Annotated in this window: 17 protein-coding genes; 1 reads left to right on the top strand and 16 read right to left on the bottom strand. The window is 58.8% G+C overall.

Annotated features, from left to right (window positions below; genetic code table 11):
• Positions 1–14 precede the first annotated feature (14 nt).
• From MSL71_RS18545 to MSL71_RS18500, 10 genes are all read right to left on the bottom strand, one after another.
• Positions 15–2,498: a diguanylate cyclase gene (locus tag MSL71_RS18545; protein WP_180143261.1), complete on the bottom strand. Its 2,484-nt coding sequence runs from the start codon at positions 2,496–2,498 to the stop codon at positions 15–17.
• Positions 2,499–2,837: 339 nt separating this feature from the next.
• Positions 2,838–3,380 (bottom strand): hypothetical protein, encoded by a 543-nt coding sequence (locus tag MSL71_RS18540; protein WP_180143259.1) that lies wholly within the window; start codon positions 3,378–3,380, stop codon positions 2,838–2,840.
• A gap of 24 nt (positions 3,381–3,404) precedes the next feature.
• The gene (locus MSL71_RS18535; protein ID WP_180143257.1) at positions 3,405–4,355 is read right to left on the bottom strand and encodes a UbiA family prenyltransferase; all 951 of its coding nucleotides are present in this window, start codon (positions 4,353–4,355) and stop codon (positions 3,405–3,407) included.
• Positions 4,348–4,962, bottom strand: a complete 615-nt coding sequence (gene coxB / locus MSL71_RS18530) for a cytochrome c oxidase subunit II (protein ID WP_246317823.1) — start codon at positions 4,960–4,962, stop codon at positions 4,348–4,350. The genes MSL71_RS18535 and coxB overlap by 8 nt, the downstream gene beginning before the upstream one ends.
• 78 nt (positions 4,963–5,040) lie before the next feature.
• Positions 5,041–5,316 (bottom strand): cytochrome C oxidase subunit IV family protein, encoded by a 276-nt coding sequence (locus MSL71_RS18525; protein WP_180143255.1) that lies wholly within the window; start codon positions 5,314–5,316, stop codon positions 5,041–5,043.
• A gap of 10 nt (positions 5,317–5,326) precedes the next feature.
• The gene (locus tag MSL71_RS18520) at positions 5,327–5,923 is read right to left on the bottom strand and encodes a cytochrome c oxidase subunit 3 family protein (RefSeq protein ID WP_180143253.1); all 597 of its coding nucleotides are present in this window, start codon (positions 5,921–5,923) and stop codon (positions 5,327–5,329) included.
• Positions 5,920–7,560, bottom strand: coding sequence for a cytochrome c oxidase subunit I (locus tag MSL71_RS18515; RefSeq protein ID WP_180143251.1), 1,641 nt, complete (start codon positions 7,558–7,560; stop codon positions 5,920–5,922). Before MSL71_RS18515 ends, MSL71_RS18520 begins: the two co-directional genes overlap by 4 nt.
• A gap of 141 nt (positions 7,561–7,701) precedes the next feature.
• On the bottom strand, positions 7,702–8,550 hold the full coding sequence (locus tag MSL71_RS18510) for an SCO family protein (RefSeq protein ID WP_180143249.1): 849 nt from the start codon (positions 8,548–8,550) through the stop codon (positions 7,702–7,704).
• The gene (locus MSL71_RS18505) at positions 8,547–9,092 is read right to left on the bottom strand and encodes a DOMON domain-containing protein (RefSeq protein WP_180143247.1); all 546 of its coding nucleotides are present in this window, start codon (positions 9,090–9,092) and stop codon (positions 8,547–8,549) included. The genes MSL71_RS18510 and MSL71_RS18505 overlap by 4 nt, the downstream gene beginning before the upstream one ends.
• A gap of 11 nt (positions 9,093–9,103) precedes the next feature.
• Positions 9,104–9,529: a DUF2231 domain-containing protein gene (locus tag MSL71_RS18500; protein WP_180143245.1), complete on the bottom strand. Its 426-nt coding sequence runs from the start codon at positions 9,527–9,529 to the stop codon at positions 9,104–9,106.
• A 165-nt stretch (positions 9,530–9,694) separates the two neighbouring features.
• Between MSL71_RS18500 and MSL71_RS18495 the strand changes: the two genes are divergently transcribed.
• Entirely contained in the window at positions 9,695–9,925 is a 231-nt protein-coding gene (locus MSL71_RS18495; protein WP_180143243.1) for a hypothetical protein, read from the top strand.
• Between the two features lie 129 nt (positions 9,926–10,054).
• Here MSL71_RS18495 and MSL71_RS18490 read toward each other — a convergent pair whose 3' ends face one another.
• From MSL71_RS18490 to MSL71_RS18465, 6 genes are all read right to left on the bottom strand, one after another.
• Complete coding sequence (locus MSL71_RS18490) at positions 10,055–10,711, bottom strand: class I SAM-dependent methyltransferase (RefSeq protein WP_180143241.1); 657 nt, start codon at positions 10,709–10,711, stop codon at positions 10,055–10,057.
• 98 nt (positions 10,712–10,809) lie between these two features.
• Positions 10,810–13,053 carry a DNA translocase FtsK 4TM domain-containing protein gene (locus MSL71_RS18485; protein ID WP_180143239.1) on the bottom strand — a complete coding sequence of 748 codons (2,244 nt, stop codon included), beginning with the start codon at positions 13,051–13,053 and terminating at the stop codon, positions 10,810–10,812.
• A 6-nt stretch (positions 13,054–13,059) separates the two neighbouring features.
• Positions 13,060–14,742: a ribonuclease J gene (locus MSL71_RS18480; protein WP_180143232.1), complete on the bottom strand. Its 1,683-nt coding sequence runs from the start codon at positions 14,740–14,742 to the stop codon at positions 13,060–13,062.
• A 140-nt stretch (positions 14,743–14,882) separates the two neighbouring features.
• Positions 14,883–15,215 (bottom strand): hypothetical protein, encoded by a 333-nt coding sequence (locus tag MSL71_RS18475; protein ID WP_180143230.1) that lies wholly within the window; start codon positions 15,213–15,215, stop codon positions 14,883–14,885.
• A gap of 217 nt (positions 15,216–15,432) precedes the next feature.
• Positions 15,433–15,621: an ATP-binding protein gene (locus tag MSL71_RS18470; RefSeq protein ID WP_180143228.1), complete on the bottom strand. Its 189-nt coding sequence runs from the start codon at positions 15,619–15,621 to the stop codon at positions 15,433–15,435.
• Between the two features lie 176 nt (positions 15,622–15,797).
• Entirely contained in the window at positions 15,798–16,730 is a 933-nt protein-coding gene (locus MSL71_RS18465; RefSeq protein ID WP_180143226.1) for a hypothetical protein, read from the bottom strand.
• Positions 16,731–16,782: the final 52 nt, after the last annotated feature.

Genomic DNA, 16,782 nt, shown 5'->3' with positions numbered 1-16,782 from the left:
TCCCGTGGCCCGGCTCAGCAGCAGACCATTTCGGTTCGGTTGCGTCCGGCACCTTTGGCCCGGTAGAGGGCGTTGTCCGCGACTTTGTACATGCCGTCAATGTCTGTGGGGGTGTCGGAAACCACCAGGCCAAGGGAGACCGTCAGGACATCGTCGACCCTGCTGTGGGCATGCTCGATGGCCATTGCGGCGATGGCCTGCCTCGTGCTTTCCATAAACGCCAGGGCCCGCTGCGAATCGCGGGCCAGAAAAAGGATCCCGAACTCTTCCCCGCCCAGGCGAAAGCAGTAATCCGTACCCCGTTTGCACCGTTGCAGGAGAAGCGCCCCCACGCGGTTCAGGGCCTCGTCCCCCATCTGATGGCCGTAATGGTCGTTGTACTGCTTGAAAAAATCGATATCCATGATGGCAAAGGCGAGGTATCGTCCGCTGCGGCGCAGCCGACTGATCTCAAGGGGAAAGGCCTCCGCAAATTTCCGCCGGTTGTACAAGCCGGTCAAGGGATCGGTCACGGCCATCACCTTTACCCTGGACTGCTCCCGGCGCAAGGCCTCCTCCGCCGTCACCCGCACGGCAATCTCCTTTTTCAAGGCCCTGTTCAAGGCCGCCAGCCGCCGGTTCCAATACAGGGCAAGGGCCAGGACCAAGGCCGCGCCTCCCAGGCACTTCCAGAGCAACCCGTAATCAAAACCATGTTCGTAGCGCAAGGGGAGCCAGCGTTGGTAGATGGTGTCCCGCTCCGCCTGGGAAATGGACTCGATGGCCTTGGAAACCAGTCCGGCAAACAGGGGCCAGTCCTTGCGGACCCCCATGCTGATCTCCAGGGTTCTGGGGACGGTGCCGGACACCTTGAGGTGGGTAAACCGCTCCTGCTTGATGGTGTAATTTGCCACGGCCAGGTTCCCCACGTAGGCATGGGCCCTGCCCGTGGCCACGGCAGCCAGGGCCCGGGCCGTGCTGTCCGTTGCCAGGACCTTGATGTCCGGATACTCGGCAGAAAGAATGGTGTGCTCGGAGTAATCCTTGACCACGGCCACGGTCCTGCCTGAAAGGGCGGCCATGTCCTCCACGAAATCCACCTGTTCGCTGGTGATCACCACCAGGGGGAAAGACAAAAAAGGCGAGGTAAGACGCATGGCGCCCTTGTGCCGGGGTATCGCCCCGATGGCGGCGATCATATCCAGGCGATTCTCCCCCATGGCCTCCAGGGTATCTGTCCAGCTCATCCCGCGGGTGTAGATGCACCGGATCCCCAGGCGATCTTCCAGGGCCCGGACATAATCTGCCACCATGCCTTTGTATCGCCCCTCCGGTCCGATGAACTCAAACGGGGGCCAGTTGTCGTCGATCCCCAGGCGCACCGTGGGATGGTCCGCCAGCCAGCGACGCTCCTCGACGGTGAGCTCAAAGGTGTTTTTCTTGGGATAAAAGGCGTCCAGCAGGTAGGGTAGATCGAACCGGTAGAGCAGGGCCTTGTTCAGGTATTTGGAGAAGCAGGTGAAATCGACATGATCCCAGTCATCGGATAAAAAGGCCGCCACCTGCTCGACGTTGCCGCTGTCGATGGCGTGCATCCTGGTTTTGAAGACCGTGCTTTCCCGGGCAAAATCCCGGCGGTTAAGATAGTCGTGCATCAGGACAAGGGACCAGGCCCCTTCCAGCACATGACCGCCGACGCTCAAGGTGACACCACCTGTGCGAATGCTCTCAACGGCAGCCAGGCTCCAGTCAATGCCCCCCGTGACCACCATCCCCTTGTCCAGGCCCAGCTCGCCCACAGCATCCCGGGCGCCCAGGGCCATGTCGTCCCCTGCCGCCCATACGGTGTTGATGTCCGGGTGGCTGCGCAGCTCTTCCATGACCGCATCCCTTGCCCGGCCCCGGCTCCACCCCTTTCCGGCGCTGACAATGCCGTACAGCGTCACGTCGTCACGGCCTGCAACCACCGTCTTCATCCCGTCGACCCGGTCCGAGGACGATTTCTCCAAGGGGTTGCCCTCCACCGCCAGCATCCGCACCGCATTCCTCCCCGACCGCTTGGCCGCCCGGATCAACCCTTCGGCAAGGAGCGCCCCGGCCCGGGTATCATCCGGGGTCATGCTTCCGATCCAATGGGGGTACTGCCTCCTGGGGATCATCCGGGGATCGGAAAAACCCGTGTTGAAAAGAAATGCCGGTACCGCGTGGACCTGGGATATGGCCAGGATCTGGTGGCCGAGGTTTTCGTAATTCATGAAAAGAATACCGTCGGTGCCCTTGATGCAAGCGGCCTCCACCTGAGACAGCATGGTTTCGCCCCGGTTGTCGGCCGAATACACCTCCAGGTCCAGGGCCAGGTCATGGGCCGCCGCACGGGTCAACCTCACAAGGGACGCCCAGAACACCGTATCGTCCCGGGGCACAAACAAAGACACCTGAAACGCCCCCGCCGGCACGGCAACGGCCAGCACAAAGGCCCCCACCAGCATCACGCGTTTCACACCACCACATACAGCCATGCACCACATACTCCGGCAATCGTTGCCGCACCAAGGCCCGGACTCACCGGCAACCGGCCGGAACGCCCCCCTTTGCGCAACGATAAAAAAGAAACCAAAGGGCCCTTTTCATGGCCCTGCCCACCCCCATCTTTGTTTAAGCGGGAAAACATTTATGTATCACACCCTGAGACATATGAATACATCTGAGTCACTCGCCAAGGCCGGTCCCTGTAAGGAACAAGGCAAACGAAGCCAGCGCATTCGGGTACATCGAATATAGGAATAGGGGTATGCAGGGAAACATCACAAAGGAAGGGAAAAGGGTGGGGCCGAAACGGACAGGCGAGGGGTCGCCTGTCACCACTTCATCATGGGAGCGGGATCCAGGGGATGCCTGACAACCCACCTGGCCGCCCTGCGGGCAAGCTTCACATGAAATCCGGCATTGGGGAAATGGCCCCTGACCGCACGGACATAGGCGTTATCAAGCCCGAAGCGGCACAGGCCCAGAGAGACGTCCACCAGATCGCCTTTACGAAACAGCTCCACGAGGGGAAAGGCTTTTTCCCTGTACTCCCGGAGCTTGTGGTGCTCGGAGATCATGAGGGAAATCTCATGGGAGTGGGCAGAGAGGTTGCGGCCCTTCAGGCAGGCCAGGGCCGGGGGGATGGATGCGGGGATGTAGTCGAAGCTGTCGTCGATCCACAAGCCCATATCATGGAACACCCCTGCGATGCAGAGCTTTTCTCGGTCCGCGTCGGAACAGGGGGCAAGGCCAAAGCAGAAGTGAAGCATGCGGTACACATGGTTTCGGTATCCCCTGTACTCGCCCGCAAGGGATGCCTTCCAGGGCGTAAAAAGCTCCTCCACAATGGGAATCGGGTCGTGAATCGTCTGCATCTTGGCTCCGTTTTTTAGCTCGTTTCAGGGTATCATCAAGGCGATGAAATAGACCACCAGGGACAGGTTCAGAAAGTTGAAGGCAAGGCCCGGCCTCTTGAGCACAAACAGGGTATGGGCAAAAAGCGGGGTCAGAAAGCCTGCATTGGTAAAGAGAAGGAGCAGCGCCCAATCCGAAAAGGGCGCCATGAAAATAAGGTGGTACAAGGAAAGGTTATAGAGCATCACCCACATGAGGGTCACAAAGGCCAGGTCCGGATCCTTGAAAAGCTTGGTGATGGTTGGCTGATCGCTTTTTCTCAGCTCATCGGCGTGCTTGAGGTTCTGGATCATGGAATGGGGAATCTGCCACACCCCCACCACCAGGGCGGCGGAAAGCGCCCCGCGGTCCATGGGGGAGCCCCCGGCCACCATCCACCCGGCAAGAAGGGCGGCCATGCCGCACAGGGAGCCGGGAAGCAGGGCCAGGTGACTCTTCTTCTTTAGCGGGGTATACACCGCATTGTAGAAAAAAAGCCCCACCAGGACCATGGCCCCCGGCCAGAGCCCGTTACCGGCATCCACCACCAGCATGAGGCCGAGGACGGCCATGAGGCCCGCCCCCTTGAGCAGAGCAAGGACTCCGGCGGATTCCAGGGCCTCTTTGCGCCACCTTGTCCGTGGGATCTCCTGGTCCTGGAGCCGGTCCTGGATGTTGTTCACCAGGGCACCGGCCATGGCCGTCATGGTCACCCCCACCCAGGCCATGGCAGCCTGCATGGCCCCGCCGTCGGGGTGAAACAGGCACCCGGCAGCGGCTGCCAGGCCGATGTGGGCAGAGAGAAAGGCTTTGGAGAGGAGAAAAAAGGAGAGCACCCTTCCCTTCGGTTCGGTCCTGGGTGGGGGATTCGTATCTGCCACGGCCATCTCCATCTCTTGGTTGAAACCGCCGTGTCCCGTGCTTTCCGTTCGGTTGCACGTCCTGCGGTCACTCATCGTCGTCCTCCTCCTCAAGAAATGCTTCGTAGGCCTCCTTGGAGACAATGGTCAGTGTGCCGTCCATGGTGGAATGGCCTGTTCCGCAGAATTCCGTGCAATGAAACACGAACTCCCCTTCTTTGTCGGGGAAAAACCAGGCCCGCGTGTCCATGCCCTTGACGGCGTCCATCTTCACCCGGAACGATGGCAGGTAAAAGCTGTGAAGCACATCCTCGGACGTCAGGGTGATCTTCACCGGAACATTGACGGGGACCACCAGCTCGTTTTCGGTCTCCTTGTCGTTGGGGTAGACAAAGATCCAGGAAAACATCTGAGCGTAGGCTTTGATCTCCAGGGCACCGTCCGGTACGTTCCGAAGCCCGGTATACGCCTGCCAGCCGGACACAAACATGGCAATGGCAATGCCCGTGGGAATCACCGTCCAGGCAAGTTCCAGCCACACATTGCCCCGGATATCCGATGCGTAAGGGTTCCGACTCCTTCGGTACCGTATCACGAACCAGATCATCACCGCGGTAATGGCAAAAAGAAACAGGAAGGAAAACCCAATGATAAAATAGAAGGACCGGTCCACAAGAGCCACCGGATTGTTGTCCATGGGCATGATACACTCCTTGGGAAAAGGGAAAACCGTACCGGTTCAGTACTCACTATTCACTACCTGCTGCTCACTATTCACCACTCAGGGCATCCGAAACGCCACATCCCAGAAGGTAAAACCGATCATGATGGCCAGGAAAAAAATGGTGCTGAGAAACGAAGCCACCACCAGGCGTCCCTCCATGCCGATGTGCATGAAAAAAAGCAGCACCAGGGAGGCCTTGGTGGAGGCAATGGCCAGGGCAACCCAGACATTCAAGGGGCCCAGGTCCACATATGAGGCCGCCACCGTAACCCCGGTCAAGACCATGAGCGCGGCCAGGACACCCATCAACCGACCATAGGATGCAATGTGCATGGGTCTCTCCTTAAAGGACCAGGTAAAAAAGTGGGAAGATAAAGATCCAGGCAAGATCCACAAGGTGCCAGTAGAGCCCGGCGTTTTCCAGGAACACGTGATTTTCCGGCGTGATACGTTCTTTAGACACCAGCACAAAGGCCACGGTGAGAACGGTCATGCCGATGACGATATGAAGGCCGTGAAGACCGGTGATCACATAGTAGAGCCCGAAAAAGATATTACGGCCCGGCTCGCCGTAAACCAGGCTCTCGGAGCCTGGATAAATACCCTCATGGATTTTGTGCCCCCATTCGAAATACTTGTTCACCAGAAACACGAGTCCGCAGAAAATGGTGGCGCCCACAAGGATCAGCCCCACCTTTTTCTGGTCTCTCTGCACGGCGGTGATGGACGAGGCAACGGCACAGCTGCTCACCAGAAGGATAAGGGTGTTGGCCGCGCCAAAGATCCGGCTCAGGTCTTTTCCCCCGTTGACAAAATCCACGGGATACTTGGCAAGGTAGACGGCGTAGAGAACAAACAGTCCGCCGAAGAGAATGATCTCGGTATAGAGAAAAAGCCACATGCCGAGACGCTTTCCTTTGTGATCCGTGGCCTGCCTCATGACACCTCCGCGTCACCGGCCCTTGCCTTGGCGGCACCGACAGCGGTGAAGTCGTACGGGTAATCCGGGACCTCCGGGTCCCGAATGAAGTTATGCAACGGCGGCGGCGACGGCACCGTCCACTCCAGGGTGGTTCCGCCCCAGGGGTCTGCGGCAGCAATGCGACCCCGTTTGACCGACACCATGAGGTTCGCCAGCATCAGCACAAGACCCGCCAGCATAAAGGCCGCACCAAAGCCCGCCACAAAATTACCGGTCTCGTACTCGGGCAGGTAGTCGTAGTAACGCCGCGGCATGCCCTGGAGCCCTAAGACAAACATGGGCACATAGTGAAGAAGAAAACCAAAGGTCACCAGAACCGCCGCCCAGTACGCCGCCTTAAAATCATACATCCGCCCGAACATCTTGGGCCACCAGTGATGAAGGGCCGCAAAAAAGGCAAACCCGGTGCCACCGAACATGGTGAAGTGAAAATGGGCCACCACAAAGTAGGTGTCGTGGACATGGATATCGGGCCCTGCAGCACCCAGCACCAGGCCGGTGAGACCGCCCACGGAAAACAGGTAGATAAAGCAGAGCCCGAAAAAGAGCGGCGGGGTCATGAGGATGGACCCCTTGTAGAGGGTGGCCACCCAGCTGAAGACCTTGATGGCCGACGGAATGGCCACGAGAAAAGTCAGCAGGGAAAAAACAAAAACCGCCGTATCGCTCATGCCGCTGGTGTACATGTGGTGAGCCCACACCAGGGATCCCACCACGGCAATGGCCAGGCTGGAAAAGGCCATGGCCTTGTAGCCGAAAACTGGCTTTCTGGCAAAGACCGCCATCACCTCGGAGATCACCCCCATGCCGGGAAGGATCATGATGTACACAGCCGGATGGGAGTACATCCAGAAAAGATGCTGGTAAAGAATGGGGTCCCCCCCCTTGTCCGGGTCAAAGAGCCCCACCCCTAAGAAACGCTCCACCATGATCAGGAGCAGGGTGATGGAGACCACCGGCGTGGCCAGGATCTGAACCCAGCTGGTGGCATAAAGGCTCCAGGAAAACAGGGGCAGCTGCAGCCATCCCATCTTTTCGCTGCGCATGCGGTGGATGGTGGTGACAAAATTGATGCCCGTGAGCATGCTGGCCAGCCCCAGCACAAAGGCGGCAAACACAGCTGTGGAGACATTGCTGTTGGTGCCCACGCTGAAGGGCACGTAAAAGGTCCAGCCCGTGTCCGGCGGCCCGCCGATGAACAGCGTGGACAGGGCCAGGACCCCGCCGGTGACGTACAGGTACCAGGAGAGCAGGTTGAGCTTGGGGAAAAAGACGTCGTCGGTGCCGAGCTGAATGGGCAGGATAAAATTGCCGAAGATGGCCGGGATGCCGGGGATGATGAAGAGGAAAATCATGATCACCCCGTGGAGGGTAAACAGGGCGTTGTAGGACTGGGCCCCCATGAGGGTCTCCCCGCGGAACATCAGCTCCAGGCGCATCAGCCCGCCCAGGAACATGGCCACCACGAACCAGAAGAGGATCACATAGAGATACATGAGTCCGATGCGCTTGTGATCCGTGGTGATAAGCCAGGAGAGCACGCCCTTGAAGCGGGGCGGTGCCGGTGTCTCGAAAAACGAGGGAACCTGTTCCATCTCTGATCTCCGATCTCCGTTTAAATGGCAATCCACACAACATGAAAAAGGGCGATTCTCCATCCCCCCTCTCACCTCTCACCTCTCACCTATAACCTCTTACCTATGACCTCTTACCTGTTTTTCCTATGCCCTGCCGTCCTACACCCTCTCCCTTCTCCGCCCCTTGGGGCCCAGCACAAGGTAAAGGAACATGAGCCCCACAAGGGTCAGGACCAGGGTGCCCATGGACCGGTAGATATTCAGCACGTAGCCCCGGCTCTCCGGGTCGTAATCAAAACAGAAGGTCACCACCTTGCGTATGGAGACCGACGCCATGCCCCGGGCGGCCTCCTGCAATCCCATTTTGATGTCCGCCGTCAGAAAGTCGGGTCCGTAAAGGTACCGGATGATTTTCCCCCGGGGAGCCACGGCCAGGGCCACGTTGGGGTGGGCATAGGCGTTGGGGCCGTTTCGGGTGAACCGGTAGCCCATGGAATCGCAGATCCGTGCGATGCTTTCGGGGTCTCCCACCAGAAAGGTCCAGGCCTCCTCGGGATATCCGTCCCCCAGGATATTCATGTACTGGGCCTTGGCCCGTGCAGCGTCGGCAGGGGTCTCTTCCCGGGAAAAACTCAAGGTCACCACCCGGTACTCCATGGCCGGAAAAAGATCCAGGTCCCGAATTGCCGTGGCCATGGACGCAAGCAGGAGACTGCAGGATCGAGGGCAGTTGTAATAGGCGGGAATCAGGAGGGTCGGGAGATCCAGCACCTCTTCGAGATTGACGGCCTCCCCCTTTTCGTTCCAGAGCTTGCCCTCCGTATAGAGGGTATCGCCGGGCTTCTCATCCACCCCCACGTCCACGGCCACCGATGAATCCACCATGACCATGGGCGCTTCACCATGGTGCAAAGCCCCATGGTCCGTCTCATTCTGGGAGAGACCGCGGGAGGCCCCGCCCGCCACAAGGGCGAGCACACAAAGGGCCATGGCCGCTGCCCGGCTCACTTGACCTTCTCCGAGGCACCCGTGGACAGGGTTACCTGGTGCACCGACCTGAATTTATGGACGGAGCGAAAGCTGTCCCGACCGCCCCCCATGCCCAGCAGCACCGTGGTCACGCCTTCGGGGTCGAGATCCGTGTCGTTTGAGTCCTCGGACGTCAAGGGGATGGTGAAATAAATCTCCGTCACGCCGCCCTTTTCGGAACCGGCAATGTCGGTGGTGTTGTTCTTGCCACCGGATTTGGTATCGGCCTTGTGGTTGCGTTCGTTGTTCCCGATGTGATCGGTCACCTTGACTTTCCCGGACTTCACATACCCCATGATGAAATTCGCGCCCTTCATCATCTTTTCCGGGTTAAAGCCAACCCCCACCCAGCCCGTGGTTTTGCCCGTAAGTTTCACGTGGAGGCTCTCCCCGCTCACCGTCCAGCTGAACGTCATGGGGCCGTCTTTCAGGGTGTGGGTAAACTCATGGGTAGCCCCGAAGGCTGAACTGCCCCACAAAAAACAGGCCGGAAGCATGATCCAGAAAACAAAGCGTTTCATAGCGTCCTCCGTCAACCGTAAATGAGTTCGCCACCGGAAAAACCCAAGCCGATGACATTGGCAATGCCCAGGACATACAAAAAGCTCCGCAAGTCCACCCGGGGTGTCTCGGGATCGTCCAGAACGGTGATGAGAATCAGGAGTACCGTAAGGGTCACGGCCAGCACCATTTTAAGGCCGATAAGGTACTCCCACTCCCCCCCGTACCGATGCTGCCAGTCCATCCACCCCACAATCGCCGTGGGTGGGGTGCCCAGCAATCCCAGCACCGCACAGTGATACCCGGTGCGGGCCAGCTCCTTCATGGGGGAAAGGATGGCTGTCACGCGAAAAATCAGGGCTCCCATCACAAGCCCCATGGGAATATGGGTTGCCGCCGGGTGCAGGGGATGGTGAAACCCGACGCTCTCCAGTAAACCGTAGATGAACTCGACCATCGTAACCACCTCGCAGATTGGGTTGTGTGACAGCCTGAACCGTGTGAAACAGCACCGCCCGAAGGTGAGGGCCGTCCGCTCACCGCGGCCGGGTAGCCGAATCGGTACGTTCTAATCAGGAGTACCGGTCAAGGCATCCCGCGCAGGAAAAAAGAAAAAAAGGAAATGACACACGAAGGACTCGGCGAGTCTGGAATGACGCAGCGCAGAGGCTCGGAAAGGAAGGAAAAAACAGGGGCCGTCATGGTGAGGCCCACACAGATGGACATAGTTTATCAGAGTGAGCACAGGTGGGCAACACCCTTCATGCCCATGGGCAGGGCCAACGTATTTAAAAATCCAGTTGCCTCCGGCGGGTCGCTTTTTGAAAAAAGCTCCGCAAAAACGTTCCGGTAACCAAAAAAGAAGAGGGGCTATGCCCTTTAGGGGCGAATCCTCAAAAAACAAAAGCTGTTTGTCAAACTTTTCAAAAACTTGGCCCCCGGCAGGGCCGCCGGAGGCAACGCTGTCCGGACTCGCTAAAGGCTAATAATCTTTTTCCGGGAGATCCGCCGGAAGCGCCCCACAGGGGTAACGCCTCAGAACGCCGAGGGAACCCGTGCGTTCCAGCACCTCGAACTGCCCGGAGGCAACGGCCATTTTATAGATGTGGTGGGGAGCCTGGCCCCCCTCTTCGATGGAGTCGTAGATGTCGTGAACCAGGAGGTAACCGCCGGGCACCACGTGCCTTGCCCAGCAGGCATAGTCGTTGTAAGCGGCCTCGTAGGTGTGCCCGCCGTCGATGAACACAAGACCCAGGGGAGTGGCCCAGAACCGCGCAGCCACCGTGGACTTCGACACCATGGGGACCACGGTGTCATTGAGGCCGGCCCGGTCCATGGCGTTCCGAAATACGGCAAAGGTGTCCACCTTCTCCTCTTCGGCGTTCCAGAGGTCGGCATCAAAAAACATTTCGCCTTTCTGCTGCTCCTCCGAACCCCGGTGGTGGTCCACGGCAAACAGCACGCTGCCTGCCTGACGACAGGCTTCGCCGATCCAGAGGGTGGATTTGCCGCAGTAGCTGCCGATCTCAAGGCAGGGCCCCATCTTTGCCGCCTCGGCGGCAAGGGTGTAAAGGCGCGTGCCCTCTTCAATACTCAAAAAGCCTTTTACGCTGTCGATCAATGATCTGTCCAAAGCCATACAACACCAACTTTCCTCAAATGTCAGATAAAAAAAGGGGCACCCGCCACGGGATGCCCCGATCACATCAATGAAATAATCTCACCCTGCAGGAAGCCCTACTCGTCATAGGATGCCACCAGAATCTCCCGGGATTTGGAACCGTCGGCAGGGCCGATGACCCCGTCGCGCTCCATGGCCTCAATGATGCGGGCGGCCCGGTTGTATCCGATGCGCAGGTGACGCTGAACGCTGGAGATGGAAGCCTGCCGGGTTCGGGTCACCAGGGCCACGGCTTCGTCGTATTTTTCATCGTACTCCTCATCGCCTCCTTCGGCGGCAGCCGCCTCCGGGGGTGTATCGAGGATGGAGGAGTCGTAGCCCGGCCCCTGCTGCGCCTTCCAGAAGCTGATAAGCTCATTGAGCTCGTCATCGGAAATGAAGGCCCCGTGGATTCGCATGAGCTTGGCCGTGCCCGGCGGCAGGTAGAGCATGTCCCCCATACCAAGGAGGTTCTCCGCCCCGTTGGCGTCGATGATGGTCCGCGAATCGGTCTTGGAGGAGACCTGAAAGGAGATACGCGTGGGAAAGTTCGCCTTGATGATACCGGTGAGGACATCCACGCTGGGCCGCTGGGTGGCCAGGATAATGTGAATACCCGATGCACGGGCCATCTGGGCCAGGCGGGTCAGGGCCACTTCCACATCCCGGGAGGCCACCATCATGAGGTCGGCAAGCTCGTCAATGATGATGACGATAAAGGGGAGCTTCTCCGGAGGTTCTGTGGGCTCCGGCGGGACCTGGGCGCCTTCGGCGTCCTGGGGGGTAGGTTTTGCGGGCCCTTTTTTCTTGGCTTCCTGGGCGAGTTTTTCGGCCTTTTTGTTGAACTGGTCGATGTTCCGGACCTTGTACTGGGCCAGGAGTTCGTAGCGCCGCTCCATCTCCCGAACGGCCCAGAACAGGGCGTTGGTGGCCTTTTTCATGTCCGTGACCACCGGGGTGATGAGATGAGGGATGCCGTCGTAGACGGAGAGCTCGATGCGCTTGGGGTCCACCATGATCATGCGCACGTCGTCCGGGGTGGATTTGAACAGCAGGCTGGAGATCATGACGTTTAAGCCCACGCTCTTGCCCGCTCCCGTGGCACCAGCAATGAGCAGGTGGGGCATTTTGTTGAGCTCGGCGGAAACGGGATTGCCCACGATGTCATGGCCAAGGCACATGCACAGCGGGGATTTTGACTTGATAAAGCTGCTGGAGGTGACGATCTCCTTGAACCACACCTTGCTGCGGACATCGTTGGGCACCTCGATGCCGATGGCGTCCTTGCCGGGAATGGGAGCCACGATGCGGATGCTGATGGCCCGCAGGGCCAGGGCCAGGTCGTCGGCGAGGTTGACGATCTTGTTGATCTTCACCCCGGGGGCGGGCTTGTATTCAAAGGTGGTGATCACAGGACCGGGAGACACTTCGGACACCTTGCCCATGACCCCGAAGTCTTCCAGCTTCTTCTCCAGCTGCACCGACAGCATGCGCAGGCTCTCGTTGTCGATGACCGCCCCCTCTTCTTCGACGGGATCATTGAGAAACGAGATGGTGGGAAGCCGGTACCCCTTGGTCTCCCCGGGGCTCATGAAGCTGAACTCAGCCTGCTGGGCCACGGTGGCGGTGTGGGCTTTTTTGGGCTTGACGCTCTTGATCTTCACCTCGCAGGTGTCGGCCGGAGTGCTCTTGGCCACCTTTCGGTTGGCCTTTTTCTCCTTGACCTTGGCGGTCTTCACACTCTTTTCCAGGTCTTTTTTCACCTTCCGGCGCGCCCTATTCTCCTGCGCTTTTTTCCAGCGGCCCTTCAGGAAATGGTAGAGGGCAATAAAGGAGAACCCGGTGGAGAGGATCAGGCCGATGAAAATGGCCACGCTGATGATGATGAGACCGCCGGTGAGGTTGGTGTATTTCAGGAGCGCCCCTTTGAGCATACTCCCCACCAGGCCCCCTGCGGGAAACCGGTTGTCGAAGAGGATATAGTAGTCAAGCCCCGAGACCATGGCCAAAAGGGTGCCGGTGGCAAAGACAAGGATCAGGCCGCCGCCGGAGATGAAGTAGAGGCTCTTTCCCTCGCGGTTGCTCAGGAAATGGACACTGGCGATGAGCAGCAGCACGGGAATCCAGAAGGCCCCCATACCGGCGAGCCCGATGAGAAACCCGGCGATGTGGGCCCCCAGGAGCCCGAAGAGATTCTTGACATGGGCGGACGACGCCCCGGCATGGTTGATGGACGGGTCGGTCCAGTTGTAGGAAACCAGGCTGATCAGGGTCAACACCACAAGAAAAAACAGGAGGGTACCGGTGATCTCTTTTCGCATCCGAATCTACAGCTCCATGATGACGGGAACGATGATGGGTCGGCGCTTGATGGTGAAGTTAAAGTACTGACGCAGCGCCTTTTGAATCTTGGACCGGATGAGATCCGTGCGGTTGGGGGCGTCCATGCCCACCTCCTCCACCACCTCCAGGATCACGCACTGGGCGTCGTCCAGAAGGTGCCCCGTGGCCGTCCAGAAGACAAACCCCCGGGAGACGATCTCAGGGCCGTATACAATGACCCCGGTCTCTTCGTCAAACACGATGGTCACCACCACCAGCCCGTCTTCGGCCAGCATCTGCCGCTCTTTCAGGACGCTGCGCCCCACGTCCCCCACCCCTTTGCCGTCCACCAGCACGCGGCCCGTGGCCACCTTGCCGTCCAGGCGGGCGCCGTCCTCGTCAAAGGTGATGATGTCCCCGTTCTCGGCCAGGACCACGTTCTCCTCGGGAATGCCCGCGGACTCGGCCAGGCGGGCGTGGTGGACCAGATGGCGGTATTCGCCGTGGATGGGGATGAAGTACCGGGGCCGGGTCAGGTGCATCATGGTCTTGAGCTCTTCCTGATGGGCATGGCCCGACACGTGCACCGGCGCGGTTTTTTCGTACACCACGTTGGCGCCCAGGCGATAGATGGTGTTGATGATCCCTGCGATGGCCTTTTCGTTGCCCGGAATAATCTTGGACGAGAAGACGATGGTGTCGTCTTTCCGGATCTTGATGTGCTTGTGGTTTCCGGCGGCCATACGGGCCAGGGCGCTCATGGGCTCTCCCTGGCTCCCGGTGGTGATGAGGATCAGGCGGTTGGCCGGGAAATCGTTGCTGCGACGGATGTCCAGTTCCATGCCCTGGGGGATATGAAGGTACCCCAGCTCCCGGGCAATTTTCACGGTGAGCTCCACGGAGCGTCCGCAGAAGACCACCTTGCAGCCCTTTTTCTCGGCAATGTCCACAATCTGCTGGATGCGCGCCACGTTGGAGGCGAACAGAGCCACCACGATGCGCCCCTCGGCGTCAAAGGCGATGCGCCTCAGCGAATCGGCCACCTCACCGTCGGAGATGGTGTAGCCGTGTTTCTCCACGTTGGTGGAGTCGGACAAAAGGGCCAGGACCCCTTTCTCCCCGTAACGGGCAAAGCTGTTGACGTCGGTCATGGTGGACTCGTTGCCCGACAGGTTGATCTTGAAGTCGCCGGTGTGGACAATCACGCCCCGGGGGGTCCGTACGGCCAGGCCCACCCCGTCCACCGTGGAGTGGCTCACCCGGATGGGGTCCACCTCAAAGGGACCGATGCGGAGCAGCTCCCCTGCGTGGAAAACATTGAGGGAGGAGGAGCCCAGGCCCGCCTGCTCTTCCAGCTTCCTGCGCACCACGCCCAGGGTAAAGGAGGTGCCGTAGACCGGTATGTCCACCTCTTTTAAAAGGTAGGGCAGAGCCCCGATATGATCTTCGTGGGCATGGGTCAGGATCACGGCCAGAATGCTCGAGGCGTTCTGCTTGATGTAATCCATGGACGGAATCACGATGTCGATACCGAGCATGTAATCTTCCGGAAACATCAGCCCGGCGTCGATGATGATCGCGTCATCACCGTACTCAATCACCATCATGTTGAGCCCGATCTCGCCCAGTCCTCCCAGGGGAATGATTCTCAAGGCCTTGTCGCCTTCCGGTGATACATTCTGTTCCATCTATTCACCCAGTCTCGTGATGTTGATTGATGATCTCGTCAAACGTCTATGATAATGGCCATCCATATCCAAAGATGGCAAAGATGCGTGTTGCGAAGCCCCTCCCTGCCGCGCCACGGGGCCAGAGGGCCCACAGGGGGTCAGCAGAGGACCCCGGCTGACTGGAAGACGTCGTCCAGGCGTCTCACAAGCCAGAGAAACTGTTGATCTGTTGCGTAGCCGATGCAGGGGCATGTGACCTTTTTCCGAGTCCGGACGAGCAGTTCGCAGGAAAGGCTGGTGGGCCCCAACTCCAGGGCAAAAACGTGGGGAGCGCAGTCCGTGTGTTCCCGTTGCACGTCATTGAGCAGTCCGCCGTCCAGGGGAAGCCAGTACAGATCCCCCAGGGCCGACCTCTCCAGGTTGTCGTCCATCCAGGCTTTGATCTTGTCGTAATCCTCAGGTCTCAGTTCATCAATGACATACTGTTTCATAAACCAAACAATTCCGCTTTTAGAGAGATATGTATAAAAAACCGACGTATCACAAAATGCTTTCCCGGGCAAGGTGGATGTTCACCCTCTGCAGGTGCCGGAAGCACAAAACCACGTGTTTTCAAAAGAGGATCTGAAAGGCGTGTACGAAAGGGGGCGGGAAAAAAAATCCCCGACAGCGCCGGAGCGCGTCGGGGATTCATGAAAAAAACGTCAACTAGTTTTCTTCAACAGTAATCGCGTCGGATTCGCAAACTTCAATGCAGCTTTCGCAGCCAAGGCACTCTTCTGCGTTTGCAGGGCTGGACTTGCCGTCCTTCATCTCAAATACCTCGGTGGGGCATACGTCTACACACTCTTCGCAACCGGTGCACTTCTCAGCATCTACTTTAGGTTCGAAACCCATCTTAAAGCCTCCTTAAAAAATATTCAGTTATATTCTCACCCAAACTAAAATCAGGCTGAAAACGCCTGAAAATAATCTGTCCTGACGAAGTCAGATCTATTCATTATATATTTTTCAGGGGCTGTCAATATGGTTTTTAAAAAAGTAGCCTCCATAAAAAGCCCCCTGCACAATCACTAGTCCGGGGCAATCTCTTCCGCCAAAACAAAGACCATATCCTCTTTTATTTCAGAACCTTGAACATCTTGACCTTTTAGAGAAACATTTGTTCCGCGAGCAAACCGGTTAAATAGATTATACGGGTGTTCACCACGAGCGATGCATATCGTGAACGTGACGGGCACCCCACCGTCATCGGACCCCGTCTCCGGGGAGCCCACGGAAGGCCCCCCTGCAAGCAGGGATTCAAGGTTTCCGCGGCCCAGGTCCCCGCCCCGGAGTACCCCGAGCTCCTCCAGGACCAAGCCCCCGTGCTCCGCCACCAGGGCCAGGGCCTCCCGGCTGGTGGTGACAAAAAACCGGTCCGGACAGGCCTCACCCTCGGCCGTAAAGAGGGTCGCCCAGGCAGAGAGGCGCCGCATCATCTTCACCTCACCGGCAGCCTCTCCGTGGGGCGCCGCTTCGGGCAGCTCCGCCACCTCCCCTTTCAAGGTATCCAGGAGCGCCTGCTGCCTGGCCTCAATGCGGGACAAGTCGTCATCCAGGTCCCGACGCCTCAGGTCGTACTCTGCGGCCAGGCTGAGGAGGGCCCGGGCCGTGGTCACGGCATCGGCCCCCTCGTTGCGGGCTGCGTCGCCCTTGATCTGACGCTGGAGTTCGCATTTAATCTGCGAGGCGAGCAACTCGTCCAGAGGGTCCACCCGCTGCCCCATGCCGCGAGCATAGGTGGCCACCCCTTCCCCATGGAGCCCGCTGAACCGCCGCCAGTCGGCAAGAAGGGCACCGAGACGCGCCTCCTCTTCAGGGGAGGGGCCAAGGGCTGTCACCCCCTCGGGAGCAGGGTCTGCGGTCGATGCCTTGGTGATGACCACCTCGTCAAACAGTTTCATCAGCGCCTGGGCCACGGCATCGCTCATATGGGTATGGGGAAAGTATCGTACGCGCATCATTCTGGTTGGTCCCTCCGATGTTAAATCTTTTTTTAAGGTATGCGCCGCTTGC

Origin of the sequence: Desulfoluna butyratoxydans, from assembly GCF_900699765.1 — a bacterium.
GTDB lineage: Bacteria > Desulfobacterota > Desulfobacteria > Desulfobacterales > Desulfolunaceae > Desulfoluna > Desulfoluna butyratoxydans.
This window is presented reverse-complemented; position numbering and strand designations above follow the sequence as displayed.

Bases quoted from the DNA above. Each gene is read 5' to 3' on its own strand.
- MSL71_RS18545 (WP_180143261.1), bottom strand. From the start codon at position 2,498: ATGGCTGTATGTGGTGGTGTGAAACGCGTGATGCTGGTGGGGGCCTTT.
- MSL71_RS18540 (WP_180143259.1), bottom strand. From the start codon at position 3,380: ATGCAGACGATTCACGACCCGATTCCCATTGTGGAGGAGCTTTTTACG.
- MSL71_RS18535 (WP_180143257.1), bottom strand. From the start codon at position 4,355: ATGAGTGACCGCAGGACGTGCAACCGAACGGAAAGCACGGGACACGGC.
- coxB (WP_246317823.1), bottom strand. From the start codon at position 4,962: ATGCCCATGGACAACAATCCGGTGGCTCTTGTGGACCGGTCCTTCTAT.
- MSL71_RS18525 (WP_180143255.1), bottom strand. From the start codon at position 5,316: ATGCACATTGCATCCTATGGTCGGTTGATGGGTGTCCTGGCCGCGCTC.
- MSL71_RS18520 (WP_180143253.1), bottom strand. From the start codon at position 5,923: ATGAGGCAGGCCACGGATCACAAAGGAAAGCGTCTCGGCATGTGGCTT.
- MSL71_RS18515 (WP_180143251.1), bottom strand. From the start codon at position 7,560: ATGGAACAGGTTCCCTCGTTTTTCGAGACACCGGCACCGCCCCGCTTC.
- MSL71_RS18505 (WP_180143247.1), bottom strand. From the start codon at position 9,092: ATGAAACGCTTTGTTTTCTGGATCATGCTTCCGGCCTGTTTTTTGTGG.
- MSL71_RS18500 (WP_180143245.1), bottom strand. From the start codon at position 9,529: ATGGTCGAGTTCATCTACGGTTTACTGGAGAGCGTCGGGTTTCACCAT.
- MSL71_RS18495 (WP_180143243.1), top strand. From the start codon at position 9,695: ATGACACACGAAGGACTCGGCGAGTCTGGAATGACGCAGCGCAGAGGC.
- MSL71_RS18490 (WP_180143241.1), bottom strand. From the start codon at position 10,711: ATGGCTTTGGACAGATCATTGATCGACAGCGTAAAAGGCTTTTTGAGT.
- MSL71_RS18485 (WP_180143239.1), bottom strand. From the start codon at position 13,053: ATGCGAAAAGAGATCACCGGTACCCTCCTGTTTTTTCTTGTGGTGTTG.
- MSL71_RS18480 (WP_180143232.1), bottom strand. From the start codon at position 14,742: ATGGAACAGAATGTATCACCGGAAGGCGACAAGGCCTTGAGAATCATT.
- MSL71_RS18475 (WP_180143230.1), bottom strand. From the start codon at position 15,215: ATGAAACAGTATGTCATTGATGAACTGAGACCTGAGGATTACGACAAG.
- MSL71_RS18470 (WP_180143228.1), bottom strand. From the start codon at position 15,621: ATGGGTTTCGAACCTAAAGTAGATGCTGAGAAGTGCACCGGTTGCGAA.
- MSL71_RS18465 (WP_180143226.1), bottom strand. From the start codon at position 16,730: ATGATGCGCGTACGATACTTTCCCCATACCCATATGAGCGATGCCGTG.